The organism is Salmonella sp. SAL00672 (assembly GCF_046552175.1).
Lineage (GTDB): Bacteria > Pseudomonadota > Gammaproteobacteria > Enterobacterales > Enterobacteriaceae > Salmonella > Salmonella enterica.
On record NZ_JBGDUQ010000007.1, the window covers coordinates 147818 to 174422 of the forward strand.

At 54.3% G+C, this 26605-nt stretch carries 22 protein-coding genes; 14 read left to right on the forward strand and 8 right to left on the reverse strand.

Annotation, left to right across the window (positions count from 1 at the left end):
• Positions 1-39: 39 nt before the first annotated feature.
• The 3 genes from purC to tmcA all read left to right on the forward strand — a co-directional run bounded on the left by purC (position 40) and on the right by tmcA (position 3781).
• Complete coding sequence (purC, locus tag ACLJTG_RS17250) at positions 40-753, forward strand: phosphoribosylaminoimidazolesuccinocarboxamide synthase (protein WP_079951456.1); 714 nt, start codon at positions 40-42, stop codon at positions 751-753.
• A 130-nt stretch (positions 754-883) separates the two neighbouring features.
• Positions 884-1747 (forward strand): neutral zinc metallopeptidase, encoded by an 864-nt coding sequence (locus tag ACLJTG_RS17255; RefSeq protein ID WP_001267519.1) that lies wholly within the window; start codon positions 884-886, stop codon positions 1745-1747.
• A gap of 15 nt (positions 1748-1762) precedes the next feature.
• Entirely contained in the window at positions 1763-3781 is a 2019-nt protein-coding gene (gene tmcA, locus ACLJTG_RS17260) for a tRNA cytosine(34) acetyltransferase TmcA (RefSeq protein ID WP_079951457.1), read from the forward strand.
• Between the two features lie 26 nt (positions 3782-3807).
• On the opposite strand, the gene ACLJTG_RS17265 is transcribed toward tmcA, so the two are convergent.
• From ACLJTG_RS17265 to ACLJTG_RS17275, 3 genes are read right to left on the reverse strand one after another with little or no spacing between them, the layout of a single operon-like run.
• Positions 3808-4008, reverse strand: coding sequence for a YpfN family protein (locus tag ACLJTG_RS17265; protein WP_000383839.1), 201 nt, complete (start codon positions 4006-4008; stop codon positions 3808-3810).
• 27 nt (positions 4009-4035) lie between these two features.
• A complete protein-coding gene (dapE, locus tag ACLJTG_RS17270) occupies positions 4036-5163 on the reverse strand; it encodes a succinyl-diaminopimelate desuccinylase (RefSeq protein ID WP_001277825.1) in 1128 nt (375 codons plus the stop codon).
• A 3-nt stretch (positions 5164-5166) separates the two neighbouring features.
• The gene (locus ACLJTG_RS17275) at positions 5167-5523 is read right to left on the reverse strand and encodes an ArsC family reductase (RefSeq protein ID WP_000631923.1); all 357 of its coding nucleotides are present in this window, start codon (positions 5521-5523) and stop codon (positions 5167-5169) included.
• A gap of 412 nt (positions 5524-5935) precedes the next feature.
• Between ACLJTG_RS17275 and ypfM the strand changes: the two genes are divergently transcribed.
• The gene (gene ypfM, locus ACLJTG_RS17280) at positions 5936-5995 is read left to right on the forward strand and encodes a protein YpfM (protein ID WP_001386977.1); all 60 of its coding nucleotides are present in this window, start codon (positions 5936-5938) and stop codon (positions 5993-5995) included.
• A 101-nt stretch (positions 5996-6096) separates the two neighbouring features.
• Here the strand turns inward: ypfM and acrD are convergent, their stop codons facing one another.
• A complete protein-coding gene (acrD, locus tag ACLJTG_RS17285; protein ID WP_079951458.1) occupies positions 6097-9210 on the reverse strand; it encodes a multidrug efflux RND transporter permease AcrD in 3114 nt (1037 codons plus the stop codon).
• A gap of 184 nt (positions 9211-9394) precedes the next feature.
• Positions 9395-11095 carry a nitrate/nitrite two-component system sensor histidine kinase NarQ gene (gene narQ / locus ACLJTG_RS17290; RefSeq protein WP_000216817.1) on the reverse strand — a complete coding sequence of 567 codons (1701 nt, stop codon included), beginning with the start codon at positions 11093-11095 and terminating at the stop codon, positions 9395-9397.
• 185 nt (positions 11096-11280) lie between these two features.
• On the opposite strand from narQ, the gene aegA reads away from it, so the two are divergent.
• Positions 11281-13242, forward strand: a complete 1962-nt coding sequence (gene aegA / locus ACLJTG_RS17295) for a formate-dependent uric acid utilization protein AegA (protein ID WP_001078928.1) — start codon at positions 11281-11283, stop codon at positions 13240-13242.
• A gap of 447 nt (positions 13243-13689) precedes the next feature.
• Here the strand turns inward: aegA and pbp4b are convergent, their stop codons facing one another.
• Complete coding sequence (gene pbp4b, locus ACLJTG_RS17300; RefSeq protein WP_023259161.1) at positions 13690-14988, reverse strand: penicillin binding protein PBP4B; 1299 nt, start codon at positions 14986-14988, stop codon at positions 13690-13692.
• 203 nt (positions 14989-15191) lie between these two features.
• Here pbp4b and nudK point away from each other — a divergent pair, with 203 nt between their 5' ends.
• From nudK to ACLJTG_RS17315, 3 genes are all read left to right on the forward strand, one after another.
• Positions 15192-15767 carry a GDP-mannose pyrophosphatase NudK gene (nudK, locus tag ACLJTG_RS17305; protein WP_079951381.1) on the forward strand — a complete coding sequence of 192 codons (576 nt, stop codon included), beginning with the start codon at positions 15192-15194 and terminating at the stop codon, positions 15765-15767.
• Between the two features lie 124 nt (positions 15768-15891).
• A complete protein-coding gene (locus tag ACLJTG_RS17310; RefSeq protein ID WP_079951380.1) occupies positions 15892-16935 on the forward strand; it encodes a DUF1176 domain-containing protein in 1044 nt (347 codons plus the stop codon).
• Positions 16936-17062: 127 nt separating this feature from the next.
• Entirely contained in the window at positions 17063-17293 is a 231-nt protein-coding gene (locus ACLJTG_RS17315; protein WP_000700635.1) for a hypothetical protein, read from the forward strand.
• A 62-nt stretch (positions 17294-17355) separates the two neighbouring features.
• Here the strand turns inward: ACLJTG_RS17315 and tkt are convergent, their stop codons facing one another.
• Positions 17356-19356 (reverse strand): transketolase, encoded by a 2001-nt coding sequence (gene tkt, locus ACLJTG_RS17320; RefSeq protein ID WP_000087331.1) that lies wholly within the window; start codon positions 19354-19356, stop codon positions 17356-17358.
• 19 nt (positions 19357-19375) lie between these two features.
• Positions 19376-20326, reverse strand: a complete 951-nt coding sequence (gene tal / locus ACLJTG_RS17325; protein ID WP_079951379.1) for a transaldolase — start codon at positions 20324-20326, stop codon at positions 19376-19378.
• A gap of 271 nt (positions 20327-20597) precedes the next feature.
• Here tal and maeB point away from each other — a divergent pair, with 271 nt between their 5' ends.
• The 6 genes from maeB to pta all read left to right on the forward strand — a co-directional run bounded on the left by maeB (position 20598) and on the right by pta (position 26598).
• The gene (gene maeB, locus ACLJTG_RS17330; protein WP_079951378.1) at positions 20598-22877 is read left to right on the forward strand and encodes an NADP-dependent oxaloacetate-decarboxylating malate dehydrogenase; all 2280 of its coding nucleotides are present in this window, start codon (positions 20598-20600) and stop codon (positions 22875-22877) included.
• A 413-nt stretch (positions 22878-23290) separates the two neighbouring features.
• On the forward strand, positions 23291-23626 hold the full coding sequence (gene eutS / locus ACLJTG_RS17335) for an ethanolamine utilization microcompartment protein EutS (RefSeq protein ID WP_079951377.1): 336 nt from the start codon (positions 23291-23293) through the stop codon (positions 23624-23626).
• 12 nt (positions 23627-23638) lie between these two features.
• Entirely contained in the window at positions 23639-24118 is a 480-nt protein-coding gene (gene eutP, locus ACLJTG_RS17340) for an ethanolamine utilization acetate kinase EutP (protein WP_000820751.1), read from the forward strand.
• Positions 24096-24785 (forward strand): ethanolamine utilization acetate kinase EutQ, encoded by a 690-nt coding sequence (eutQ, locus tag ACLJTG_RS17345; protein ID WP_000733867.1) that lies wholly within the window; start codon positions 24096-24098, stop codon positions 24783-24785. Before eutP ends, eutQ begins: the two co-directional genes overlap by 23 nt.
• Positions 24782-25585, forward strand: a complete 804-nt coding sequence (eutT, locus tag ACLJTG_RS17350) for an ethanolamine utilization cob(I)yrinic acid a,c-diamide adenosyltransferase EutT (RefSeq protein WP_000997656.1) — start codon at positions 24782-24784, stop codon at positions 25583-25585. The genes eutQ and eutT overlap by 4 nt, the downstream gene beginning before the upstream one ends.
• Positions 25582-26598 (forward strand): phosphate acetyltransferase, encoded by a 1017-nt coding sequence (gene pta, locus ACLJTG_RS17355; protein WP_000582929.1) that lies wholly within the window; start codon positions 25582-25584, stop codon positions 26596-26598. Before eutT ends, pta begins: the two co-directional genes overlap by 4 nt.
• Positions 26599-26605 lie beyond the last annotated feature (7 nt).

The following is a 26605-nucleotide window of genomic DNA, read 5'->3' on the forward strand; positions in this document are numbered from 1 at the left end:
TGAATACTTATCGTTAATTCACACCCAGGAGTGTTAAAGATGCAAAAGCAAGCTGAGTTGTATCGTGGTAAAGCGAAAACCGTATACAGCACGGAAAACCCGGACCTGTTGGTGCTCGAATTCCGCAATGATACGTCAGCAGGGGATGGCGCGCGCATTGAACAGTTTGATCGCAAAGGCATGGTAAATAACAAATTCAACCATTTCATTATGACCAAACTGGCCGAGGCGGGCATCCCGACCCAGATGGAACGTTTGCTGTCTGATACCGAGTGTCTGGTGAAGAAGCTGGAGATGGTGCCGGTTGAATGTGTGGTGCGCAACCGTGCGGCTGGGTCGTTGGTCAAGCGTCTGGGCGTGGAAGAAGGCATGGAGCTTAACCCGCCGATATTCGATCTGTTCCTGAAAAACGACGCGCTGCACGACCCGATGGTGAATAGTTCCTACTGTGAAACGTTCGGTTGGGTAAGTCAGGAAAATCTGGCGCGTATGAAAGAGTTAACCTACAAAGCCAACGACGTACTGAAAAAACTGTTTGATGAGGCGGGTCTTATCCTGGTGGATTTCAAACTGGAGTTTGGCCTGTATAAAGGCGAAGTGGTGCTGGGCGATGAGTTTTCACCGGACGGTAGCCGCCTGTGGGATAAAGAGACGCTGGACAAAATGGACAAAGACCGCTTCCGCCAGAGCCTGGGCGGTCTGATTGAAGCCTATGAAGCCGTTGCGCATCGCCTGGGCGTGAAATTAGATTAATTCCGCTTCTGACCGGGGGGCAACCGCTCTCCGGTATCATCCTTTCCTCATTCTGATAGCGTTTACCTGTGGTAATCCTGCGCCTGACCGCCTACGATCATCTGTATAACAAAGAGAGAATGAGGTGATTATGCGCTGGCAAGGGCGTCGTGAAAGTAACAATGTAGAGGACAGACGTAATCGGCCAGGCGGCCCCTCGCTGGGTGGCCCTGGCTTTCGTCTTCCGCGCGGGAAAGGCGGCATCATTCTGTTGGTGGTGGTGTTGGTCGCAGGGTACTATGGGGTGGATTTAACCGGTCTGTTGACCGGTCAGCCGATTTCGCAGCAGCAGTCGACGCGTTCGATAAGCCCCAATGATGATGAAGCGGCAAAATTTACCTCGGTGATTCTGGCGACGACCGAAGATACCTGGGGGCAACTCTTTCAAAAAATGGGGCGCGGCTATCAGCAGCCAAAACTGGTGATGTACCGTGGTATGACGCGCACCGGCTGTGGTGCGGGTCAGTCCGTGATGGGGCCGTTTTACTGCCCGGCGGACGGCACCGTTTATATCGATCTCTCATTTTACGATGATATGAAAAATAAGCTGGGCGCGGACGGTGATTTTGCCCAGGGTTATGTCATCGCCCACGAAGTCGGCCACCACGTACAAAAACTGTTAGGTATCGAGCCGAAAGTACGCCAGTTACAGCAAAACGCGTCGCAAACGGAGGTGAATCGCCTTTCGGTGCGCATGGAGCTACAGGCGGATTGCTTTGCCGGCGTGTGGGGACACAGTATGCAGCAGCAAGGCGTACTGGAGGCGGGCGATCTGGAAGAGGCGCTCAATGCCGCACAGGCTATCGGCGACGATCGCTTACAGCAACAGGGGCAGGGGCGCGTCGTGCCGGATAGTTTTACCCACGGCACCTCAGAACAGCGCTACAGCTGGTTTAAGCGTGGATTTGACAGCGGTGACCCGGCGCAATGTAATACGTTTGGCAAAAACTTTTGATAAACCGGGGCAGGGATGTCTGATATCGATGCGCTACAGGCGTTAACGTCGCAAATGACACAGGAAGGCATTCGCCGTTTACTGGTCATCAGCGGCGATGCGGCGTGGTGCCGGGAGCGGGCCGAGGCGATACGCGCTGCATTGCCCGGTGACTGGCTGTGGGTCGCGCCTGACGCGCACGCCCAGCCGGGCTGTACGCCACAGGCGTTACAAACGCTGCTGGGCCGTGAATTCCGTCATGCGATATTTGATGCCTGGCAGGGCTTTGACGCCGCAGCGTTTGCCGCCCTGAGCGGGACCTTGCAGGCCGGAAGCTGGCTGCTTCTGCTGATGCCGCCGTATGAGACGTGGGAAAGCAGGCCTGATACCGATTCACTGCGCTGGAGCGACTGCGCGCAGCCTATTCCTACACCGCAGTTTGCACAGCATCTTAAACGGACTCTTTCCCGCGATCCGCAAACGCTGCTTTGGCGACAGCGCCAGCCGTTTTGCTGGCCATCTTATCCTTTCCGTGGACGCTGGCGACCCGCCACCGGCGAGCCGCAGCCGGAGCAGGCGGCTATCTTATCGCGTTTACGTGAAATGCCGCCCGGCGTGGCGACGGTGATTGCCCCCCGTGGGCGCGGCAAATCGGCGCTGGCCGGGCAATTCATCTCCCGGATGGCGGGCACGGCTATCGTGACCGCACCGGCGAAAACGGCAACGGATATCCTGGCAGCGTTTGCCGGTGAGCGGTTCTGCTTTATGGCGCCGGATGCGTTGCTGGCGAGCGGGGCAAGAGCCGACTGGCTGGTGGTTGACGAGGCGGCGGCAATCCCCACGCCGCTGCTGCTGCAACTGGTTTCGCGCTTTCCCCGCATACTACTCACCACCACCGTTCAGGGCTACGAAGGCACCGGACGCGGTTTTTTACTTAAATTTTGCGCCCGTTTTCCGCAGCTTCACCGTTTCACGCTTCGTCAGCCTGTCCGCTGGGCGCCAGAATGCCCGCTGGAAAATATCGTCAGCGAGGCGCTGATATTCGACGATGAAGCGTTTGCGCAGGCGCCGCATGGCGCGATAGCAATCTCGGCGTTTTACCAACAGGCCTGGGGGAAGACGCCCGCGTTGCCGAGGGCTGTGTATCAGTTACTGTCGGGGGCGCACTATCGTACTTCGCCGCTGGATCTGCGCCGAATGATGGATGCGCCAGGACAGCATTTCTTGCAGGCCACGGCGAATAACCGTGTGGCGGGCGCCCTCTGGCTGGTCGAAGAGGGCGGGTTATCCGCAGAACTCAGTCAGGCTGTATGGTGCGGTTTCCGGCGGCCGCGTGGGAATCTGGTGGCGCAGTCGCTGGCGGCGCACGGTAGCGACCCTTTAGCCGCGACGCTGGTTGGGCGTCGCGTAAGCCGTATCGCAGTGCACCCCGCTCGCCAGCGTGAAGGCATCGGTCAGCAGTTGATTGCCTGCGCGTGCATGCAGGCGGCGCAGTGTGATTATCTTTCCGTCAGCTTCGGCTATACGCCGGAGCTGTGGCGTTTCTGGCAACGCTGCGGCTTTGTACTGGTACGGATGGGCAACCATCGGGAGGCGAGCAGCGGTTGCTATACGGCGATGGCGTTATTGCCGCTGAGCGACGCGGGAAAACGGCTGGCGCAACAGGAACACCGGCGTTTGCGCCGCGATGCGGATATCCTGACGCAGTGGAACGGCGAGGCGATACCGCTGGCGGCGTTAGATGAACAGGCGCTTAATGATGAAGACTGGCGTGAGCTGGTCGGTTTTGCTTTCGCGCACCGCCCGCTACTGACATCGTTAGGTTGCCTGCATCGTTTACTGCAATACAGCGCATTGCCATTACCGGCGCTGAGAGGGCGACTGGAAGAAAAAGCCAGCGATGCCGAACTGTGCGCCCGGCTACGTATTTCAGGCCGTAAAGCTCTGCTGGCGTTGCAGCGTGCGCAGGCGGCGCAGGCGCTAATTGCGTTGGATGCCGGACGAACGCAGCGTTTGCGCGGCGTAATGCCCGGCGGTGGGAACCATACCGGATAGCGATACCTGTCCGGCATGTTATCCAGTTACTTTTTCGGCTGATCTTTCTTCGGCCAGTCGTCTTCATCGTCCCACTTATCGTTAAAATCGCGATGCGGGGGCAGCTCAGGTTTGTTGGCAAGGAATTTCTTATGGTCGATGCGTTTGAGATCTTTGATCACATTCAGCAGTACGCCTACCAGAAACACCAATACCAGAATCCACCAATATTTTGCCAGCCAGTCCATGCTTATTTCCTCTTACCGGAACGCTCATCAGGCGACGAGCTGTTCCATAATACGTTGATACATACGGGCCAGTAGCTGGAGATCGGCGGCATTCACACATTCATTAATTTTATGAATGGTGGCGTTCACCGGCCCCAGTTCTACCACCTGCGCTCCCATACGGGCGATAAAACGTCCGTCGGACGTACCGCCCGTCGTCAGTAATTGCGGTTTAATTTCATTATAGTGCTCAATGGCGTTTACCACCGCGTCCACCAGCTTTCCGCGTGCGGTCAGGAACGGCTGACCGGAAAGCCACCAGTCTACGGTATAACGTAGCTGATGCTTCTCAAGCAGCGCATGTACCCGCTCTTTGATCATCTCATCGGTCAGTTCCGTGCTGAAACGGAAGTTAAACTGCACGAACAGTTCGCCGGGAATGACATTATTGCTGCCGGTGCCTGCCTGGATATTGGCTACCTGCATGCTGGTGGCCGGGAAAAAGTCATTGCCCCGATCCCACTCGATAGCGACCAGTTCATTAAGAAAAGGCGCGGCGCGATGAACAGGGTTATCCGCCAGATGCGGATAGGCGACGTGCCCCTGAACGCCATGAATAGTGAGGTTACAGGTGAGAGAACCGCGACGTCCGTTTTTGACGACATCGCCCACAATTTCGGTACTGGAGGGTTCGCCGACCAGACAGTAATCCAGCCGCTCGTTACGGGCCATCAGCGCTTCAACCACCTTTACGGTGCCATTTTTTGCGCTGGCTTCTTCATCAGAGGTAATCAAAAATGCGAGACGGCCCCGGTGATGAGGATGCTGCGCAACAAAACGTTCAGCAGCCACCACCATGGCCGCCAGTGAACCTTTCATATCCGCCGCGCCGCGACCGAACAACATTCCGTCGCGAATCGTAGGTTCAAACGGCGGATTGATCCAGCGATCGACATCGCCAGCCGGTACGACGTCAGTATGCCCGGCGAACGCCAGCGTTTCGCCACGCCCACGCCATGCCCAAAAATTTTGCGTGTCGCCAAAATCCATATGCTCAATGGTAAAACCGATTTTACGCAGGCGTTCAATCATTAATGCCTGACAGCCTGCGTCATCCGGACTCAGGGAGGGGCGACGAATAAGTTGCTGTGTCAGCTCAATAACCGGGCACGACATAGACTACACCTCATCAAAAAACTGCTGATAACGGGATTCACTGAAACCAAGCAGCATAGGCTTCCCGGGCGCGCAGAGCAATGGGCGTTTGATGATTGCCGGCTGTTCAACCATGAGAGCAGCGGCGGAGTCGGCATCGGTAATCCCGCTGCGGTCGCCTTCATCCAGTTTGCGCCATGTTGTGCCGCGCGTATTCAGTAACGGCTGCCAGCCGAGTTCGGCAATAAAGGTATTAAGAAGAGGGAGGTCTATGCCATCCACACGGTAATCGTGAAAACGATAATCAATGCCATGCTCCTCCAGCCAACGGCGCGCTTTTTTGATCGTGTCGCAATTCTTAATGCCATAGAGGGTAATCATATTGAATCCTTTAACGCGAAATTCGAATAAATAATCAATAGTATCGTCTGCGGGATAATAAGTGTGGCCGTTTATGGTTATTTATCCAGCGCTGATCGGCAATCAATATAACATTGTTGAGTGAATGTGAATAATGATTCCAAAACGTTCCAGATGTGGCTTGTTTATACTTCGCGGTATAAATCCTATTTTGTGCATATGCAATTGTTTGTTTTTTAACCCAATTTGATAAAGTAGTAGAAAAGGTATTAATGTTGCTAAATATTGCAGTAAGTCACATAAAATTTATGGCTACAGCGCCATAGTAATATCATAGACAGCATAACCAGAGGATATCGCAACAATCGGTTAAATGAACTTCTCTCTATACCGCTAACTACGTAGAATACCCATAATAATAAGAGAGGCTATTATGATTGAACGTGAACTGGGGAACTGGAAAGATTTTATCGAAGTCATGCTTCGTAAATAAATGCCTGGAAGGCACCGCGCTCCCATAGGGGATAAGAAAAGGCGACTCAACGAAAGTCGCCTTTTTTGTGCCCGACACCTCGTATCAGGCTGGCCGGGATCTTATTTCGGGCGCGGCTTCAGCGGGAAGCGGCGACGTATCAGCACGAAAAACAGGGGTACAAAGAAGATAGCCAGAACGGTTGCTGAGATCATTCCCCCCATCACGCCGGTTCCGACAGCATGTTGGCTACCCGAGCCTGCCCCGGTGCTGGTGGCCATCGGCAATACGCCAAAGATAAACGCCAGCGAAGTCATCAGTATCGGTCGCAGGCGTTGGCGGCTGGCGTACAGCGTGGCGTCTAACAGCGCGTGTCCCTTCTGATTCATTTCGTTGGCGAATTCCACAATCAGAATCGCGTTTTTCGCCGAGAGGCCGATAACGGTCAACAGCCCCACCTGGAAGTAAACATCGTTTTCCAGCCCGCGCATCCAGGTAGCGAGTAGCGCGCCAATGACGCCGAGCGGCACAACCAGCATCACCGAGAAGGGCACCGACCAGCTTTCATACAATGCCGCCAGACACAGGAAGACGACTAATAGCGAAATAGCGTACAGCGCGGGCGCCTGCGCGCCGGAGAGCCGTTCCTGGTAAGACATGGCTGTCCATTCCAGGCCAAAACCGCCCGGTAGCTGATGCACCAACGACTCCATGACATCCATTGCCGTCCCGGTACTGACCCCCGGCGCGGCCTCTCCGACAATTTCTACCGCCGAATAGCCGTTATAGCGTTCCAGACGCGGCGATCCGGTTTCCCAGCGCGAGGTGGCGAAGGCGGAGAAGGGGACCATGCCGCCGTCTTTGTTACGGACATACCAAAGATTAATATCATCCGGCAACATACGATATTTCGCTGCGGCCTGAACATAGACCTTCTTCACGCGACCCCGGTCCATAAAGTCGTTGACGTAGCTCGACCCCCAGGCTGTTTGCAGGGTGTCGTTGATATCGTCAATCGATACGCCCAGCGCCTGCGCTTTCCGTTGGTCAATATCAATTTGCAGTTGCGGGCTGTCGTCCAGGCCGTTGTGGCGCACGCGGGTCAAGGAACTGTTTTTCCCGGCCAGCTCAATGAGTTGATCTCGTGCGGCCATCAGCGCGTCATGGCCTGCTCCGGCGTGATCCTGTAATTCCATATCAAAACCGGCGGAGCTGCCCAGACCGCTAATTGCCGGCGGGCTGCTGGCGAAGACGCGAGCTTCTTTAATCTGGTTAAATGCTTTTGTCGCCCGCTCAATAATGGCGAACGAGGAGCCGGTGGTGGGATCGCGCGCGTCCCAGTCTTTCAAGCGAACAAACATGCGCGCGACGTTTTGCCCGTTCCCGCCAGGGCCGGAACCGACCGTCGAGAAGACCGACATAATGTTGTCTTTCTCATGGGTGAAGTAATAGTTTTCAACCTTTTCAACGACTTTCAGGGTCTGCTGTTGCGTAGAACCGCTCGGTAGCTGGATAGACGTAGTGAACATGCCCCGATCTTCTTGCGGTAGAAAGGAGGTGGGGAGACGCAAAAACAGGAACACCATGCCGCCAAGCAACAGAACATAAATCAGAATCCAGCGCAGGCTGCGATGCAAAATTTTCGCTACGCCTTTCTCATAACGTTCGGCATTACGATTGAAGGTACGGTTAAACCAGCCGAAAAATCCGCGTTGCCCGTGCTGCTCGCCTTTGTGCAGCGGTTTTAATAACGTTGCGCACAACGCTGGCGTCAGGATCATGGCGACCAGCACCGACAGCACCATTGCCGAGACAATGGTGATAGAAAACTGACGATAAATCGCCCCGGTGGTACCGCCAAAGAACGCCATCGGCACGAATACCGCAGACAGCACCATCGCGATACCGACCAGCGCCCCCTGGATTTGCCCCATGGATTTGCGCGTCGCTTCACGCGGCGTGAGTCCTTCTTCGCTCATGATACGTTCGACGTTTTCCACCACCACGATGGCATCGTCGACCAGGAGCCCGATTGCCAGCACCATCGCGAACATGGTTAATGTGTTAATACTGTAGCCAAACGCGTAAAGCACGGAGAAGGTGCCCATTAATACTACCGGCACGGCGATCGTCGGAATCAGCGTGGCGCGAAAGTTTTGCAGGAACAGGTACATCACCAGGAAAACCAGAGCGATAGCCTCCAGCAACGTTTTGACCACATCGATAATCGAGGCTTTGACAAAGGAGGTGGTTTCATACGCGATCTTGTATTCCAGGCCGTGAGGGAAGTACTGCGCCAGCTCGTTGAGGCGATCCAGTACCAGCTTCGCGGTCGCCATTTCGTTCGCGCCGGAAGCCAGCTTAACGCCAAGACCGGAAGCCGGATTGCCGTTAAAACGGCTGAGGTAGTCATATTTTTCCGCCCCCAGCTCCACGGTGGCGACATCGCCCAGTTTGACCTCGGAACCGTCCTGATTAACGCGCAGGGTGATATCGCGAAATTGTTGCGGCGTTTGCAGCAGTGACTGCGCATTAATGGTGGCGTTCAGCGCCTGCTTGTCGACCGAAGGCGTACCGCCAAGCTGCCCGACGGCGATTTGCGCATTCTGCGACTCAATTGCATCGGTCACGTCTTTCGCGGTCATCTGAAAACTATTCAATTTGGCCGGATCGAGCCAGATACGCATAGAGTACTGTGAACCATAAGCGTCAATATCGCCCACGCCGTTGACGCGGCTGAGCGGGTCCTGAATATTACTGGCGACGTAGTCGGCGATATCCTGCTTGTCCATAGAACCGTCGGTAGAGACGAAAGCGATGGTCAAAATATTGGTATCGCCCGTTTTGCGTACCGTGACGCCTTGATCCTGTACCGCCTGCGGCAGTTTACGCATCGCGGACTGTAACTGGTTTTGCACCTGCTGAACCGCCTCATCAGGATCGGTTCCCGCAATAAAGCTCAGGGTGATGGTCGCCTGTCCGGTTCCGCTGCTTTGTGATGACATGTACATCAGATTATCGAGGCCCGTCATATTCTGCTCAATAACCTGGGTTACGGTATTTTCCAGCGTTTGCGCTGACGCTCCCGGATAATTCGCGGTAATACGTACGTTGGGCGGCGCCAGATCGGGATATTGTTCAACAGGTAAAGAAAAAATGGCTAACGCCCCTGTCAGACACAACAGGATAGCCAGCACCCAGGCAAAAATGGGGCGATCGATAAAAAAATTCGCCATTAAAGGGGAACCTCGTGTTTCTACATATCGTTATAGATTTGAACTGCTTCACTGTAGCGGCAAGCTACGAGCCAAACGTGGAGAAATAAAGGAGATAATGTAAATTATCATGCGCTTTTACAGCATACTTTTTGTGCCAACGCCGGAAAGCCTGACATCTGGCCTTCCGGCGATTTGCCGTTCTTTACGTTAACTGACTCTCTTCCTTATTGGAGGAGCGAAAACTGATACTGACCAGCGTGCCGCCGCCGGAGGGTTGCGAAAAATTCAGCGTGCCGCCAAGCCGCTCCGCGCGCTCACGCATTATATTCAGACCATAGTGTCCGGCAGGCTCATGCGGTTCGCCGATACCAATGCCATTATCGCGAATATAAACGGTATGATCGCCGTCAGGCGCGGTGACGCAGCTCACGGCGATTTCGCTCGCGTTGGCGTGTTTAATGGCGTTCAGGACCGCTTCACGCACAATTTGCAATAAATGCACCTGCATTTGCGCATCCAGCGCCAGCGTGGGTAAACGGCAATCCAACGTGAGTTTGGCCGGAGTCTGACTCTGTAAATCTTCCAGCATCTCATGCAATGCGGAGGGTAAATCGGCCTGCTGTAACGTCAGACGGAACGTGGTGAGTAGCTCGCGAAGCTGACGGTAGGCGTCGTTCAGCGCTCTGGAAAAATCCGCCATGATGCTTTGCGCGCCGGCGTTATCTTCTGGAATGGCGCGCTTCAAAAGCGTTAACTGAATACGTAAATAAGAAAGTACCTGCGCCAGCGAATCGTGTAGCTCACGGGCAATTGTCGCGCGTTCTTCCATTAACAAAAGTTGCTGGAAGTGTTTTTGCGCCTGATTAAAGTACAAACCACGCCCCAGCATCGTGGAGACGCTGTTCAGCAACGGCGTAGAGGCATTAACGTTGGGGCTTTGCCAGTGGAGTTCGCCATAGACCGTGTCCTGCATCGTCACTGGCAGCATTTGCATCGGCAGGTCGGGGCTTTGCGTGCCTTCGCTAATCCGCCAGTTATCGCCCACGGTTAACTCCAGATACCAGGCGGCGTCATGTTCACGGACAATTTGCAAAATATGGCGAAAACAGTGGACATCGATTTGGCTGGTATTCAGCGCCTGGGAGCATTGGTATAACACCTCCAGGCGGCGATGCGCTTCGTGCAGATCGTGCGTTTTTTCTTCCACCGAGGCTTCCAGCGAACGGTAAAGTTTATGCAGCTCGCTCGACATCTGACTAAACGTTTTCGCCAACAATCCCAGCTCATTGGGTAAGCTGGTATCCAGCGGCAGCGGGGCGAACTGACCATGCTCAATACGCTGACTGGCGGTGACCAGTTGATTTAGCGGGCGAACGACCTGCTGGCGGATACGTCGTAGGGTAAAAAAGACCAGCGTAAAGATGCCGATACCGCCCGCCAGCGATATGGCGACGACCAGCATGACTTTACGCTCGGCGTAATGCTGTAACGCCAGAACGAAGAGATCAATTTGATTGACGTAATTGTTGATATTGGTCTGATACCAGGCAATGTCGCCGTCCTGTAGGCGGCTATTCATCTCCAGCCAGTTGGCGTGCAGGCGCGCGTAGCGAGTTTTCACCGCCTGCGGCACATACCAGGCGTTGAGATTTTGCAGTACCGGCGAGTTGAGCGCGTGCTGGAAAAGTTGACGATGCGCATTAATCTGCGGGCTACGGCTTTGCAGATCGTAACCCAGCCGATAGCTCTGCATTCGTAGCGAACCGGCGATATTGATCGCTTCGGCATCCCGTAAACTGCTGGTCAGCGTCAGTAATGCGCTGCCGGTGGACAGAATAGACAACAGCACAATATAGAAAAAAGCCTTAGCCAGACTGGCTGAGACCGGGCGTTTAACCGTCACACTGGTACTCCCCGCATTTAGCTGAACCGCAATTTCATTTGCTTTGAAATAAATTGATCTGCCACAGGTTCTGGACAGATAGTTGTGCTTCCTGGGCAGATGAACATTGCCGACCCCGCCTTCGTCAGTTAATAACAATGCTCATATAAAGAATAAGGTTTTTGCAACCAAAACAGAAGGACGCCATGAATCGTTTTATTATGGCCAATAGCCAGCAGTGTCTGGGATGCCATGCCTGCGAGGTCGCCTGCGTAATGGCTCACAATGATGAGCGACATGTCCTGACGCCACAGCGCTATCAGCCCCGAATTACTGTCATCAAACATCAGCGCCAGCGCAGCGCGGTTACATGTCACCATTGCGAAGATGCGCCCTGCGCCCGTAGCTGTCCGAACGGCGCGATCGCGCATATTAACGACAGCGTGCAGGTCAATGCGCAGAAGTGTATCGGCTGTAAATCCTGCGTCGTCGCCTGCCCATTCGGCACCATGCAGATGGTATTGACGCCCGTCGCGCCAAACCAGTTCAAAGCCAGCGCGCATAAATGCGATCTGTGTCAGGGACGTGAACAGGGTCCGGCCTGTGTGGAAAATTGCCCGGCGGATGCGCTGCAACTGGTCACCGAAGACTCGTTGACCCGTCTGGCTAAAACGCGACGGCTGCGTACCGCCCGGCAGGAGATTCGCCCCTGGCATACCGTGGATACACAACACAGTGGGACAGCAAGCAGTAAAGTCGAGCGTATGCAGGCGACGCCGCCGCGCGGCGAACCGGATAAACTGGCGATTGAAGCGCGTAAAACCACCTTTGAGGAAATTTATCTGCCGTTTCGCGCCGCGCAGGCGGAGCGTGAAGCGGCCCGCTGCCTCACATGCGGGGAACACAGTATCTGCGAATGGACCTGTCCGCTGCATAACCATATTCCCCAGTGGATCGAACTGGTGAAAGCCGGCGATATTGATGCGGCGGTAGAGCTTTCTCACCAGACCAACTGTCTGCCGGAAATTACCGGGCGCGTCTGTCCGCAGGATCGGCTATGCGAAGGCGCGTGTACACTCCGCGATGAGTATGGCGCGGTTACCATCGGCAACATTGAGCGCTATATCTCCGATCGCGCTCTGAGCAAAGGCTGGCGTCCCGACCTGTCGGACGTACAGAAGAGCGATAAGCGCGTGGCGATTATCGGCGCGGGGCCGGCAGGTCTTGCCTGCGCTGACGTGCTGGCGCGCCATGGCGTAAGCGCCACCGTCTACGATCGCCATCCGGAAATCGGCGGTTTGCTCACCTTTGGTATTCCGGCTTTCAAACTGGATAAATCTCTGCTGGCGCGCCGTCGGGAAATCTTCAGCGCGATGGGGATTCGTTTCGAGCTTAACTGCGAAGTAGGGAAAGATATTTCTCTGGAGACGCTGCTGGAGAGTTATGACGCCGTCTTTGTCGGGGTAGGAACCTATCGTTCCATGAAGGCTGATTTACCGAATGAAGACGCGCCGGGGGTATATGATGCGTTGCCATTCCTCATCGCCAATACCAAACAGGTGATGGGGCTTCCGGCGTTGCCTGACGAGCCGTTTATTGATACTGCGGGCCTTAACGTGGTTGTGCTGGGCGGCGGTGACACCGCAATGGACTGCGTACGTACGGCGCTGCGTCATGGCGCTGCCAACGTCACCTGCGCCTATCGCCGCGATGAGGCCAATATGCCAGGGTCGAAAAAAGAGGTGAAAAACGCGCGGGAAGAGGGCGCGAACTTTGAATTTAACGTTCAGCCGGTTGAGTTGGTGCTGGATACGCACGGGCGCGCCAGCGGTATTCGCTTTTTGCGTACGCGGCTTGGCGAACCGGATGGTCAGGGGCGACGCCGCCCGGTACCTGTACCGGACAGCGAGTTCGTGATGCCGGCGGATGCGGTCATTATGGCGTTTGGTTTTCATCCGCATGGTATGTCGTGGCTGGAATCGCATGGCGTGAAGGTGGATAACTGGGGACGTATTGCCGCCAGCGTCGAGAGCGAGTTTCGTTACCAGACGTCCAACCCGAAAATCTTCGCCGGCGGCGATGCGGTGCGTGGCGCCGATCTGGTGGTGACGGCGATGGCAGAAGGCCGACATGCCGCACAGGGGATACTCGACTGGTTAGCTAAATAAGCGTATTTGTAGGCCGGTTAAGGCCTGGTACGGTTAAATGATTGAGTGATAAAAAATCTTAAACTTATTGGCTAACCTTACTCCGTTTGCAGAAATGTTGACGCTCGCAGGGCTGAACGCCCTGCGATAAACATTTTCCCGTCGGGTCGACGTTTAACAGGCCTGATGAGGCCAATCTTAGTATTGAAAATAGAGTGTAAATTGAAGGAAGGGACGCTATCAGAATCCCTTCTTAGAGCCTATCCCATTAGGGCTATTTTACTTGCCATTTTGGACCTGGGCAGTGCTCGCCAAAACGCGTTAGCGTTTTGAACGCCGCTTGCGGCGGTCCGAAGGGCGAGCGTAGCGAGTCAAACCTCACGTACTACGTGTACGTGAGGTTTTTGCGCGCTGTCCGTGTCCAAACTGGCTGCGCCAATAACGCCTGGTGGGACAGGCTCTTAATTTTTATTTTAAGGAACCATATATCTGGTCAACAATCCAGCCATACGTCGCCGCAGGTAATAATCCACTGACAAAAACATTTGGATTCACTTTAGGATTTGCTACCGGCGAGTGCGGCCTGTTACCTAAAATCACAATCGCCATATGATTAACCGGATCGATAGACGTCAGCGTTCCGGTCCATCCGGTATGTCCATACGTTTGCGGACTGGCTAATACCCCGAACGTGGGGGTCATTGAGGCGTTGCCGTTAACGCGCCACCCCAGACCAAAGGTAGCGTCTTCTGGCGAGCGGCGAGTAAACTGCGCAACCGTTTTGTTGTCGAATAGCTTCACGTTACCGTAGCCGCCCCCATTGAGCATGACTTGCATTAACACAGCCATATCATGGGTGTCAGAAAACAGTCCGGCGTGTCCTGAAACGCCGCCCATTGAGTACCAGGCTTTTTCGTCATGCACCTGGCCCCATAGTGTATTGGTGCGAATATTGGGGAAATGAATCACGCCGTCACGCGTATTGCCGTGTAGTTCCGTTGCGGCGATTTGCGGCGGCGTGAAGCCTTTCATCAGCGGGTTAAAGACGGTATGTTTTAATCCGAGCGGTTTATAAATGGTGGTTTCGACGTAGCGATCTAATGGCATTGCCGTTATCGATTCAATGATAAAACCAAGAATCATATAATCCACGTCGCTGTAGATATGCTTCGACCCAGGTTGATATTCCAGCGGTGTCTTTTTAATCATCTCCAGAGTAGTGCTTTTACTCTGTGAAAATAATTTACCGGCGACGTTTTTATTGGGATATTGTGGGTCGGCAGGAAAGCCCGCGACGTGATGAAGAATATCAATAATGCGGAGTTTATCTTTGCCTTTTATTTTATCCCCAGGCATATCCTTAAAGCCGGGGATATATTTTGATACCAAATCATTGACATCTATTTTTCCTTCATACACCAGTTTTTGCAATGCAAAGTTAGTGGCATACATTTTTGTGTTTGAAGCCAGGTCATACATCGTGTTAGTGGTCGCCCGAATGGGATGGACTAACAGCGTGGAACCGTCATATTTTTTGGCATAGCCCCAGGCTTTTTGTAGAACAATATGATTATCTTTTATCACCAGAAGATTGATGCTGGGATATCCGGCATCAATTTGATTTTGAATCCAGCCATCAAGTCGGTGAAGTTTTTGGCTATCAAACCCCACCTGATCAGGGCTCGCGATGGTCAATACCGGATACTCAACGGCAAAAGCTGAAAGGGAAAACGTCAGTAGAACCGTCGCAACGAGAGTAAATTTCATGATGATTCCCTCAGTCTCACTCCGGCCGTCAAATCATATCGCGAGCATGGACTCTGCGGCCCGGAGAAGCAGAATATGGTCATGGCAGTGACAGAAAAATATGGCTGTACGTCCGTTCAGTTGGCATTAAGGATTAACCCTTCAGCAGACAAAACCGACCTCACGGCGTAATATTAATGCTCTTTTTACACCCTGGAGCCAGCATGTCGCAAACCATTACGCTTATTAAGGATAAAATTCTTTCTGATAATTATTTTACTCTGCGCAACATTACCTATGACCTGACCCGTCGTAATGGCGAGGTTATCCGTCACAAGCGTGAGGTTTACGATCGCGGGAATGGCGCAACCATTCTGCTTTACAACTCAACTAAAAAAACCGTGGTTCTGGTTCGCCAGTTTCGTGTGGCGACATGGGTCAATGGTAATCAAGACGGTATGTTAATTGAAACCTGCGCTGGCCTGCTTGATAACGACGAGCCGGAGGTCTGTATCCGTAAAGAGGCCATTGAAGAGACAGGGTATGACGTTGGTGAGGTACGCAAGATATTTGAGTTTTATATGTCGCCAGGCGGCGTCACGGAGCTGATTCATTTCTTCATTGCCGAATATCATGATAGCGAGCGTGCCAGCATCGGCGGCGGCGTGGAGGACGAAGAGATTGAGGTGCTTGAACTGCCGTTTTCCCGGGCGCTGGAAATGGTGCGCTCAGGCGAGATTCGGGACGGTAAGACCGTGTTATTGCTTAACTATTTACAGACGTCTCATCTAATGGACTGAAAAAAAAGAAATATATTTCTTTACACAAAAAAGACCAATCCGATAAATCTGATTGAGAACCCTGAGGCGCGCAAGGAAGATACCGCCTGAGCTGTGTTGTTCTGAATCTGGGGTTGTTCCGTTCATGCGCTACCGCGTTATTCTTTTTTGTCTGTTTGGCCTGTTGCCGGTCCAGCTACTGTGGGCTGCGCCAGCGCAACAGACTTTTTCCGACTGGCAGGTCACCTGCAATAACCAAAATTTTTGCGTAGCGCGCAATACTGGCGAACATCATGGGCTGGTGATGACATTAAGCCGCAGCGCCGGGGCGCGTACCGATGCGGTACTGCGTATCGATCGCGGCGGTTTGGCGCCGCCCGACGCTAAAGAAGCCGCAATTGCGCCTCGCTTATTGCTGGATGGCAAACCGCTTTCGTTCAACAGTCCACACTGGCGCGTGTCGCCCTGGCATCTCATGACCGGCGATCCTGCCACCATCACCGCATTTTTACAGACGATTCAGGATGCGCAGGCCATCACCTTAAAAAACGGCGTTCAGACGCTTTCGCTGGCGGGATTAAAAGCGGCATTACTGTTTATCGACGCGCAACAAAAACGTGTGGGCAGCGAAACCGCCTGGATTGAAAAAGGAAACGAACCGCCGCTCAGCGTGCCCCCGGCACCGGCATTAAAGGGGATCGCCGTTATTAATCCAACGCCCGTACCGCTGAGTGAGGAAGAACGCGACGATCTGCTCGACTACGCAGCATGGCGGGTAAACGGCATTCGTTGTTCGCTTGACCCGCTGCGTCGCGAGACGCAGGTCAGCGCGTTGACGGATGATAAAGCGTTACTGATTGTTAACTGCGAAGCCGGCGCCTATAACACTATTGATCTCGCCTGGGTAGTTTCACGCAAAAAAACGCTCGTCTCGCGCGCCGTACGTTTGCGGCTGCCGTTTAATCGCGGCGTCGAAAGTAATGACATGGAGTTGATGAACGCCTTCTTTGACGAGAAAACGCGTGAACTGGTGACGTTGGCGAAAGGGCGGGGGTTAACCGACTGCGGTGTCCAGACGCGCTGGCGTTATGATGGCGATCGTTTTCGTCTGGTGCGTTATGCCGAAGAACCGAGCTGCGATAACTGGCACGGGCCGGATGCCTGGCCTACGCTGTGGATCACGCGTTGAATCCTGGTTGTTATCCCCTTTTCAGAATAGGGATACACCTATTGAGGTTTCATTTATGGTATAGAGATTGCTACGTTACGGTAGGATTGTTACTTTACCCGAGAGCCTCACCACAGCAGGAAATAGTATGAAAATAAATAATGGCCCCGTATTATGCCCCCATTGTGGCTGCCTGAGCGCTTATTATGAAATAGATCGGCTGGCGGCGATAAGAGAAAAAGTGAATAAAGAAGGCGGATCAGCGGCGTGGGATTCAACATTGCAGGCGCATAAAAAAAAGGCCTTTTGCCTGATGTGCCATAAATCCATTGATGAGGTCGTTATCGGGCAGTCAGATGCGCCTGAGTCTACGAAGTAATTTTGCACAGCCTACAGAACAGGTCTGCAGACTGTGCAACGTCTGTGTTGCTAACGCTCGCCTTAGCCTTTGATGTTTAGCACCCGGCGGGCTTTTTCTACAATATTTTCCACGGTAAAGCCAAAATACGGGAACAGTTTGTCAGCCGGGGCGGATTCACCGTATCCCGTCATGCCGATAATTGCGCCTTTTAGGCCAACATATTTATACCAGTAGTCGGCTATACCGGCTTCCACCGCGACGCGGGCGGTTACGTGCGCCGGTAGTACTGATTCGCGATATGCCTCGTCCTGCGCATCGAAAATATCCGTTGAAGGCAACGACACCACGCGAACGTTATGCCCCTCGCCAGTCAATTTTTCCGCCGCCTGGAGGGTAATTTCCATTTCCGATCCGGTAGCGATCAGAATGATATCCGGCTTGCCGCCGCTATCTTTCAGAATATAACCGCCGCGGGCAATTGCTTTCACCTGTTCCGGCGTGCGTTCCACCTGCGCCAGATTCTGCCGCGAGAGAATCAGCGCCGTCGGCCCGTGCTGACGTTCAATTGCCAGCTTCCAGCCGACCGCCGCCTCAACCTGATCGCAGGGACGCCAGGTGCTGAAGTTTGGCGTTAAGCGCAGGCTCGCCAGTTGTTCCACGGCCTGGTGCGTCGGGCCATCTTCGCCCAAACCGATGGAGTCGTGGGTATAGACCATAATCTGCCGGGCTTTCATTAAGGCCGCCATACGCGCCGCGTTACGCGCATATTCGACAAACATCAGAAACGTGGCGGTATACGGTACAAAGCCGCCGTGATGGGCGATGCCGTTGGCAATGGCGGTCATGCCGAATTCGCGCACGCCATAGTGGATATAATTACCTGCCGGATCCTCTTTCAACGAGGTCGAACCTTTCCAGATAGTCAGGTTGCTTGGCGCCAGATCCGCCGATCCGCCTAACAGTTCCGGCAACAGGGGACCATAGGCATTGAGCGTATTTTGCGATGCTTTACGGGTGGCGATTTTGGCCGGATTAGCCTGCAAGTCGTTAATAAATTTTTGCGTGGCGGATTCCCATGTCTCCGGCAGTCCGCCGCTCATCCGGCGGGTAAACTCTGCGGCCAGCTCAGGATAAGCCTTCTCATAAGCAGCAAACTTTTCCTGCCACTGCTGCTGCGCTTTCTCGCCTTTTTCACGGCCATCCCACGCGCGGTAAATTTCTTTTGGGATCTCAAACGCCGGATGATGCCATCCCAGCTTCTGGCGGGTCAGCGCCACCTCTTCTTCGCCCAGCGCCGCGCCGTGCGACTCCTCCTTCCCGGCTTTATTCGGCGAGCCAAAACCTATCACCGTCCGACAGATAATTAGCGAAGGTTTATCTTTTACGCTCTGGGCTTCCAGAATGGCTTTTTTCACCGCTTCCGGATCGTGCCCGTCAATGTCATGCACGACATGCCAGTGGTAGGCTTCAAAACGTTTGGCGGTATCGTCGGTAAACCAGCCTTCGGTTTCGCCATCAATGGAGATGCCGTTGTGATCGTAAAAGCCGATCAGTTTGCCCAGTCCCAGCGTACCAGCCAGCGAACACACCTCATGCGAGATCCCCTCCATCAGACAGCCGTCGCCCATAAAAACATAGGTGTAATGGTCGACAATCTCATGGTCCGGCCGGTTGAACTGTGCGCCTAACGTACGCTCGGCAATCGCCAGCCCGACGGCATTCGCCAGCCCCTGGCCCAGCGGCCCGGTGGTGGTTTCAACGCCGGGCGTATAGCCAATCTCCGGGTGGCCTGGCGTTTTAGAGTGCAGTTGACGGAAGTTTTTTAGCTCCTCCAGCGGCAGGTCATAACCGGTTAAATGCAGCAGACTATAGAGCAGCATGGAGGCGTGACCGTTGGAAAGGATAAAACGATCACGGTCATACCAGGTCGGATCGGTGGGGTTATGTTTAAGAAAATCGTTCCATAGCACTTCAGCGATATCCGCCATCCCCATCGGCGCGCCGGGGTGCCCGGAATTGGCTTTTTGAACGGCATCCATGCTCAGCGCACGAATCGCATTGGCAAGGTCTTTACGGGACATAAATCACTCCATGCAAGGTTTATAGTTTGGCGGCAAGCAGGTCTTCCAGTTTGCGCTGGTCAACGGCAAAAAGACGGATACCTTCCGACAGCTTCTCTACGGCCATCGCGTCCTGATTATGTTCCCAGCGGAACTCCGCTTCCGTCATTGGCGTAGGACGGTGGAACATCTGCGAGGAAGGCACCAGTTTACGGATCACCGGTTCTTTTTTTTCTTTCAGCTCTTTAAGCAGGTTAGGGGAGATAGTCAGTCGATCGCAGCCGGTTAGCGCGAGGATTTGCTCAGTACGGCGGAAACTTGCGCCCATCACGATGGTTTCATAGCGATGCTGTTTAAAGTAATCGTAGATATTGCGTACCGATTTCACGCCGGGATCTTCCTCCACGACATACGGCTCTAGCGGACTACGCGCCTGATACCAGTCGTAAATTCGGCCCACGAACGGAGAGATCAAATAGACGCCCGCTTCGGCGCAGGCGCGCGCCTGGGCAAAAGAGAACAACAACGTCAGGTTGCAATTAATGCCTTCTTTTTCGAGCTGCCCGGCGGCGCGGATACCTTCCCAGGTTGCGGCGAGCTTGATCAGAATGCGCGATTTATCAATACCCTGCTGCTGGTAGAGACCCACCAGATGGCGCGCTTTCTCGATACTTTTTTCTTTATCGAATGATAACCGCGCGTCGACTTCAGTGGAGACGCGACCGGGAATACTTTTCAGTATTTCCGCGCCAAAATTGACCGCCAGTTTATCGCTGGCTGCCGCAACCTGCTGTTCCTGCGTACCGCCGTGTTTTTTCCCCCAGGCAATCGCATCCTCAATCAAATGACCATACTGCTCAAGTCCGGCGGCTTTTAACAGTAAAGAGGGATTTGTCGTGGCATCCTGCGGCTGGTAGTGGCGGATGGACTCAATGTCGCCGCTGTCGGCGACGACGGTAGTGAATTGTTTGATGCCGTCTAGCTGGTTCATAGGAAATACTCCTTGAAAAGTAAAGTGTTAGATGAGTGTGTTGATTCACACTTCTGAAAGATTGATACACTACATAACCAAAAAGCATAGCAGACAGGCATGGTATTGCTGGTATAAGCAGGTAACATGGCCGTTATAAGTTGATAACAAACTCTTGCGCTGCGTCGTGATAGTTTGCAGACCTTCAAAGTTTGTGTTGCGCAGTACGGTGATAATGTGCGGCGCACCAGGCCGCGTCACTTTTTGAACGATACGTGAAAGGAACAACAAGATGGATGAGCAGTTAAAACAAAGCGCCCTTGATTTCCACGAATTTCCGGTACCCGGTAAAATTCAGGTTTCTCCGACTAAGCCCCTTGCCACCCAACGCGATCTGGCGTTGGCTTACTCGCCAGGCGTGGCGGCGCCCTGCCTGGAAATCGAAAAAGATCCGCTGGCAGCCTACAAATACACCGCGCGCGGCAACCTTGTCGCGGTCATTTCCAACGGTACAGCGGTGCTGGGGTTAGGCAACATTGGCGCGCTGGCCGGCAAGCCGGTCATGGAAGGCAAAGGCGTTCTGTTTAAAAAATTCGCCGGCATCGATGTGTTTGACATTGAAGTCGATGAGCTTGATCCGGACAAATTTATCAATGTGGTCGCAGCGCTGGAGCCGACCTTTGGCGGCATTAACCTCGAAGACATTAAAGCGCCGGAATGTTTCTATATTGAACAGAAACTGCGCGAGCGCATGAACATCCCGGTTTTCCATGACGATCAGCACGGAACGGCGATCATCAGTACTGCCGCCATTCTTAATGGCCTGCGAGTCGTAGAGAAAAATATTTCCGACGTGCGGATGGTCGTCTCCGGCGCAGGGGCGGCGGCAATCGCTTGTATGAACCTGCTGGTCGCGTTGGGGATGCAAAAGCACAACATCGTGGTGTGCGACTCTAAGGGCGTTATTTACAAAGGCCGTGAGCCGAATATGGCGGAGACCAAAGCGGCCTATGCGGTAGACGACAGCGGCAAGCGCACGCTGGATGAGGTCATTGACGGCGCGGATATTTTCCTCGGCTGTTCAGGCCCGAAAGTGCTGACTCAGGAGATGGTGAAGAAAATGGCCCGCGCGCCAATGATTCTGGCGCTGGCTAACCCGGAACCGGAAATTCTGCCGCCGCTGGCGAAAGAAGTGCGTCCGGACGCCATCATCTGTACCGGTCGTTCCGACTATCCGAACCAGGTGAACAACGTATTGTGCTTCCCGTTTATCTTCCGCGGCGCACTGGACGTCGGCGCGACGGCGATCAACGAAGAGATGAAACTGGCGGCGGTCCGTGCGATTGCCGAGCTGGCGCACGCCGAACAGAGCGAAGTGGTGGCCTCGGCCTATGGCGATCAGGACCTGAGCTTTGGGCCGGAATACATTATTCCGAAACCGTTTGACCCGCGTCTGATTGTCAAAATCGCTCCGGCGGTCGCGAAAGCGGCAATGGATTCCGGCGTGGCGACGCGCCCGATTGCTGACTTTGATGCCTATATCGATAAACTGACCGAGTTTGTCTACAAAACCAACCTGTTCATGAAGCCGATCTTCTCGCAGGCACGCAAAGATCCGAAGCGTGTAGTGCTGCCGGAAGGGGAAGAGGCGCGCGTGCTGCACGCAACCCAGGAGTTGATAACCCTGGGGCTGGCGAAGCCCATCCTGATCGGACGTCCGAGCGTGATCGAAATGCGTATCCAGAAACTGGGGCTACAGATCAAAGCGGGCGTTGATTTCGAGATCGTGAATAATGAATCCGATCCGCGCTTCAAAGAGTACTGGAGCGAGTATTACCAGATCATGAAGCGTCGCGGGGTAACTCAGGAACAGGCGCAGCGTGCGATGATCGGCAACCATACGGCCATTGGCGCGATCATGGTGCAGCGTGGGGAAGCGGATGCGATGATCTGCGGCACCATCGGCGACTACCATGAGCATTTCAGCGTCGTGAAAGCCGTCTTTGGCTACCGTGACGGCGTGCATACGGCAGGGGCGATGAACGCCTTACTGCTGCCAAGCGGCAACACTTTTATCGCCGATACTTATGTTAACGAAGATCCCACGCCGGAACAGTTGGCGGAGATCGCCGTAATGGCGGCGGAAACCGTTCGCCGCTTTGGTATTGAGCCGAAAGTCGCGCTGTTGTCGCACTCTAACTTTGGTTCCTCAAATTCGCTGTCCGCCAGCAAAATGCGCGAAACCCTTGAGCGGGTACGCAAACGAGCGCCCGATCTGATGATTGACGGTGAGATGCACGGTGATGCGGCGTTGGTGGAAAGTATTCGTAATGACCGGATGCCGGATAGCCCGCTGAAGGGAGCCGCCAATATTCTGGTGATGCCGAATATGGAAGCCGCCCGCATTAGTTACAACTTACTCCGCGTCTCCAGTTCCGAAGGCGTCACGGTCGGCCCGGTTCTGATGGGCGTGTCTAAACCGGTACATGTATTAACGCCGATCGCCTCTGTACGCCGTATCGTGAATATGGTGGCGTTAGCGGTAGTTGAAGCGCAAACCACGCCGCTTTAATAACGCATTACTCTCTTCTGGCGCAGGTTCTCCTGCGCTTTTTTATGCGCCGCTGGGCTTCGCCATGGCATGAAAGGCTCAGGTGGGGATATTCTGGAACCTGTTGCGTTACCCCTACTTATTTCACTGAATCTGTACGATGCACAAATCGAGTGATACGCATTATTTTTATCGATGGTAATAATACAAAGAATAGCCGGTGGGTATTTATTGTGGAACAGGCTTAAATTCAGAATGACGCCTGAAAATGTGATGCACCACGATATTTATCGTTAACACCTTCGACAGAAGTCACTTTTATTTTATTTCTCTTAGTGATCTACCTCACCTTTTACATCACCTTGCCGAATTTTGTTATTTACTCCGACAAAAAATTGCCACGATGACGGCAGTTTCAGTGGAGACGGTGAGCAATGAATAAAGAACGCATTATTCAGGAATTTGTGCCGGGCAAACAGGTCACGCTGGCGCATCTCATTGCGCACCCTGGTGAAGAACTGGCGAAAAAGATCGGCGTTTCCGATGCTGGCGCGATTGGCATTATGACTTTAACGCCGGGGGAAACGGCGATGATCGCTGGCGATTTAGCGATGAAGGCTGCGGATGTACACATCGGTTTTCTCGATAGATTTAGCGGCGCGCTGGTGATTTATGGCACCGTCGGCGCAGTAGAAGAAGCGCTATTACAGACGGTCAGCGGGCTGGGGCGATTATTAAACTTTACCCTGTGTGAGTTAACAAAAAGTTAATTGGTGGCGGTAATGAAACGTATTGCTTTTGTCGGCGCGGTCGGTGCCGGAAAAACAACGCTTTTTAACGCGTTACGGGGAAATTATTCCCTCGCCAGAAAAACGCAGGCCGTGGAATTTAATGATCATGGCGATATCGATACGCCGGGTGAATATTTTAGCCATCCCCGTTGGTATCACGCCTTAATTACCACGTTGCAGGATGTGGACACGCTGATTTATGTCCACGCGGCAAACGATAAAGAAAGTCGCTTACCTGCCGGGTTATTGGATGTTGGAACCCGTAAACGACATATCGCCGTTATCAGCAAAACGGACATGCCGGATGCCGACGTCGCCGCTACGCGGCAGTTGCTTTGCGAGATTGGATTCCGGGAGCCGATTTTCGAGCTCAACGGCCACGACCCGCAAAGCGTGCGGCAGTTGGTGGATTATCTGGCGGCTCTCAGTGAACAGGAGGAAGAGGCAGGTGAAAAAACTTATCACAGCTAACGATATTCGTGCGGCCCACGCCCGCGGCGAACAGGCGATGTCGGTAGTGCTGCGCGCCAGCATTATTACCCCGGAGGCTCGCGAAGTGGCGGAACTACTGGGCTTCACGATTACCGAATGCGACGAGTCCGTTCCGGCATCCACATCGGCGCAGGCGTGTAAAAGCGAAAGCCAGCGCATTCGGGAAGCCATCATCGCGCAGCTCCCGGAAGGGCAGTTTACTGAAAGCCTGGTGGCGCAGTTGATGGAAAAAGTGCTGAAGGAAAAGCAGTCGCTGGAACTGGGGACGATGCAGCCGAGCTTTACCTCCGTCACGGGTAAAGGCGGCGTGAAAGTCATTGACGGCAGCAGCGTGAAATTTGGCCGCTTCGACGGCGCCGAACCGCACTGCGTCGGCTTAACCGATCTGGTTACAGAGCAGGATGGTAGCAGCATGGCCGCCGGGTTTATGCAGTGGGACAACGCCTTTTTCCCGTGGACGCTGAACTACGACGAAATCGACATGGTGCTGGAAGGCGAACTGCACGTACGCCATGAAGGCGAAACCATGATTGCCAAAGCCGGAGATGTGATGTTCATCCCTAAAGGCTCCAGCATTGAATTTGGCACGCCAACGTCCGTGCGCTTTCTGTACGTCGCCTGGCCTGCAAACTGGCAATCCGTATGAACGATTTCATCACCGAAACGTGGCTCAGAGCGAATCATACGCTCAGCGAAGGATCGGAGATCCATCTGCCCGCTGACGCACGACTGACGCCCTCGGCCCGGGAACTGCTGGAAAGTCGCCGTCTGCGCATTAAGTTTCTGGATCCGCAAGGCCGGCTGTTTGTCGATGATGACGAACAGCAGCCGCAGCCGGTACATGGCTTAACCAGTAGCGATACGCACCCACAGGCCTGCTGTGAACTGTGCCGCCAGCCGGTGGTGAAAAAGCCCGATACGCTGACCCATCTGACGGCGGACAAAATGGTCGCCAAAAGCGACCCGCGCCTCGGCTTTCGCGCCGCGCTCGACAGCGCCATCGCGCTGACCGTGTGGCTACAAATCGAACTGGCGGAACCCTGGCAGCCGTGGCTTTTCGATATCCGCTCGCGGCTGGGCAACATTATGCGCGCCGACGCTATAGATGAACCGCTGGCGGCGCAGTCTATCGTCGGACTGAACGAGGATGAGCTGCATCGCCTTTCCCACCAGCCGCTGCGCTACCTCGACCACGATCACCTGGTGCCGGAGGCCAGCCACGGTCGCGATGCGGCGCTGCTTAATCTGCTGCGAACCAAAGTCCGCGAAACAGAAACCCTCGCCGCACAAGTGTTTATTACCCGTAGTTTTGAGGTCTTGCGCCCGGACATTTTACAGGCGCTGAACCGTCTCTCCAGTACGGTTTACGTGATGATGATTTTGAGCGTGGCGAAACATCCGCTGACGGTCGCCCAAATTCAACAACGGTTGGGAGAGAAGCCATGATCATTGAACGCGCCCGCGAACTGGCGGTACGCGCCCCCGCCAGAGTCGTCTTTCCTGATGCGCTGGACGAACGCGTGCTGAAAGCGGCGCATTACCTGCAACAGTACGGTCTGGCTCGCCCCGTTCTGGTCGCCAGTCCGTTTGCGCTGCGTCAGTTTGCCCTGAGTCATCGTATGGCGATGGATGGCATTCAGGTCATCGACCCACACAGCAACCTGAGTATGCGCCAGCGTTTTGCGCAACGCTGGCTTGCCCGTGCCGGAGAAAAAACGCCGCCGGACGCAGTGGAAAAGCTTAGCGATCCGCTGATGTTCGCTGCCGCCATGGTGAGCGCCGGTGAGGCTGATGTGTGTATCGCAGGCAACCTGTCGTCAACGGCGAACGTGCTGCGCGCAGGGCTGCGGGTGATTGGCCTGCAACCCGGGTGCAAAACATTGTCGTCTATTTTCCTGATGCTGCCGCAGTATGCCGGTCCGGCATTAGGGTTCGCCGATTGCAGCGTAGTGCCGCAGCCGACGGCGGCGCAGCTGGCGGATATCGCTCTCGCCAGCGCCGACACCTGGCGGGCCATTACCGGCGAAGAGCCGCGCGTGGCGATGCTGTCATTTTCAAGCAACGGCAGCGCCCGTCACCCCAATGTTGCCAACGTGCAGCAGGCGACAGAGCTCGTTCGCGAACGTGCGCCGCAACTGCTTGTGGACGGTGAATTGCAGTTTGACGCCGCTTTCGTCCCGGAGGTCGCCGCGCAAAAAGCGCCTGACAGCCCGCTGCAAGGCCGCGCCAACGTGATGATTTTCCCGTCGCTGGAGGCGGGCAATATTGGCTACAAAATAGCTCAGCGTCTGGGAGGCTATCGCGCTGTTGGGCCGCTAATTCAGGGGCTTGCCGCGCCGCTTCACGACCTCTCCCGAGGATGTAGCGTGCAGGAAATTATCGAACTGGCGTTGGTGGCAGCCGTGCCGCGCCAGGCTGACGTGAGCCGCGAACGCAGCTTACACACACTGGTTGAATGAACGGTCC

Bases quoted from the DNA above. Each gene is read 5' to 3' on its own strand.
- ACLJTG_RS17275 (WP_000631923.1), bottom strand. From the start codon at position 5,523: ATGATTACCCTCTATGGCATTAAGAATTGCGACACGATCAAAAAAGCG.
- tkt (WP_000087331.1), bottom strand. From the start codon at position 19,356: ATGTCCCGTAAAGACCTTGCCAATGCGATTCGTGCGCTGAGCATGGAT.
- tmcA (WP_079951457.1), top strand. From the start codon at position 1,763: ATGTCTGATATCGATGCGCTACAGGCGTTAACGTCGCAAATGACACAG.
- ACLJTG_RS17315 (WP_000700635.1), top strand. From the start codon at position 17,063: ATGAAAATAAATAATGGCCCCGTATTATGCCCCCATTGTGGCTGCCTG.
- acrD (WP_079951458.1), bottom strand. From the start codon at position 9,210: ATGGCGAATTTTTTTATCGATCGCCCCATTTTTGCCTGGGTGCTGGCT.
- pta (WP_000582929.1), top strand. From the start codon at position 25,582: ATGATCATTGAACGCGCCCGCGAACTGGCGGTACGCGCCCCCGCCAGA.
- eutS (WP_079951377.1), top strand. From the start codon at position 23,291: ATGAATAAAGAACGCATTATTCAGGAATTTGTGCCGGGCAAACAGGTC.
- aegA (WP_001078928.1), top strand. From the start codon at position 11,281: ATGAATCGTTTTATTATGGCCAATAGCCAGCAGTGTCTGGGATGCCAT.
- ACLJTG_RS17310 (WP_079951380.1), top strand. From the start codon at position 15,892: ATGCGCTACCGCGTTATTCTTTTTTGTCTGTTTGGCCTGTTGCCGGTC.
- tal (WP_079951379.1), bottom strand. From the start codon at position 20,326: ATGAACCAGCTAGACGGCATCAAACAATTCACTACCGTCGTCGCCGAC.
- nudK (WP_079951381.1), top strand. From the start codon at position 15,192: ATGTCGCAAACCATTACGCTTATTAAGGATAAAATTCTTTCTGATAAT.
- ACLJTG_RS17255 (WP_001267519.1), top strand. From the start codon at position 884: ATGCGCTGGCAAGGGCGTCGTGAAAGTAACAATGTAGAGGACAGACGT.
- maeB (WP_079951378.1), top strand. From the start codon at position 20,598: ATGGATGAGCAGTTAAAACAAAGCGCCCTTGATTTCCACGAATTTCCG.
- eutT (WP_000997656.1), top strand. From the start codon at position 24,782: ATGAACGATTTCATCACCGAAACGTGGCTCAGAGCGAATCATACGCTC.
- dapE (WP_001277825.1), bottom strand. From the start codon at position 5,163: ATGTCGTGCCCGGTTATTGAGCTGACACAGCAACTTATTCGTCGCCCC.
- eutP (WP_000820751.1), top strand. From the start codon at position 23,639: ATGAAACGTATTGCTTTTGTCGGCGCGGTCGGTGCCGGAAAAACAACG.
- pbp4b (WP_023259161.1), bottom strand. From the start codon at position 14,988: ATGAAATTTACTCTCGTTGCGACGGTTCTACTGACGTTTTCCCTTTCA.
- ACLJTG_RS17265 (WP_000383839.1), bottom strand. From the start codon at position 4,008: ATGGACTGGCTGGCAAAATATTGGTGGATTCTGGTATTGGTGTTTCTG.
- purC (WP_079951456.1), top strand. From the start codon at position 40: ATGCAAAAGCAAGCTGAGTTGTATCGTGGTAAAGCGAAAACCGTATAC.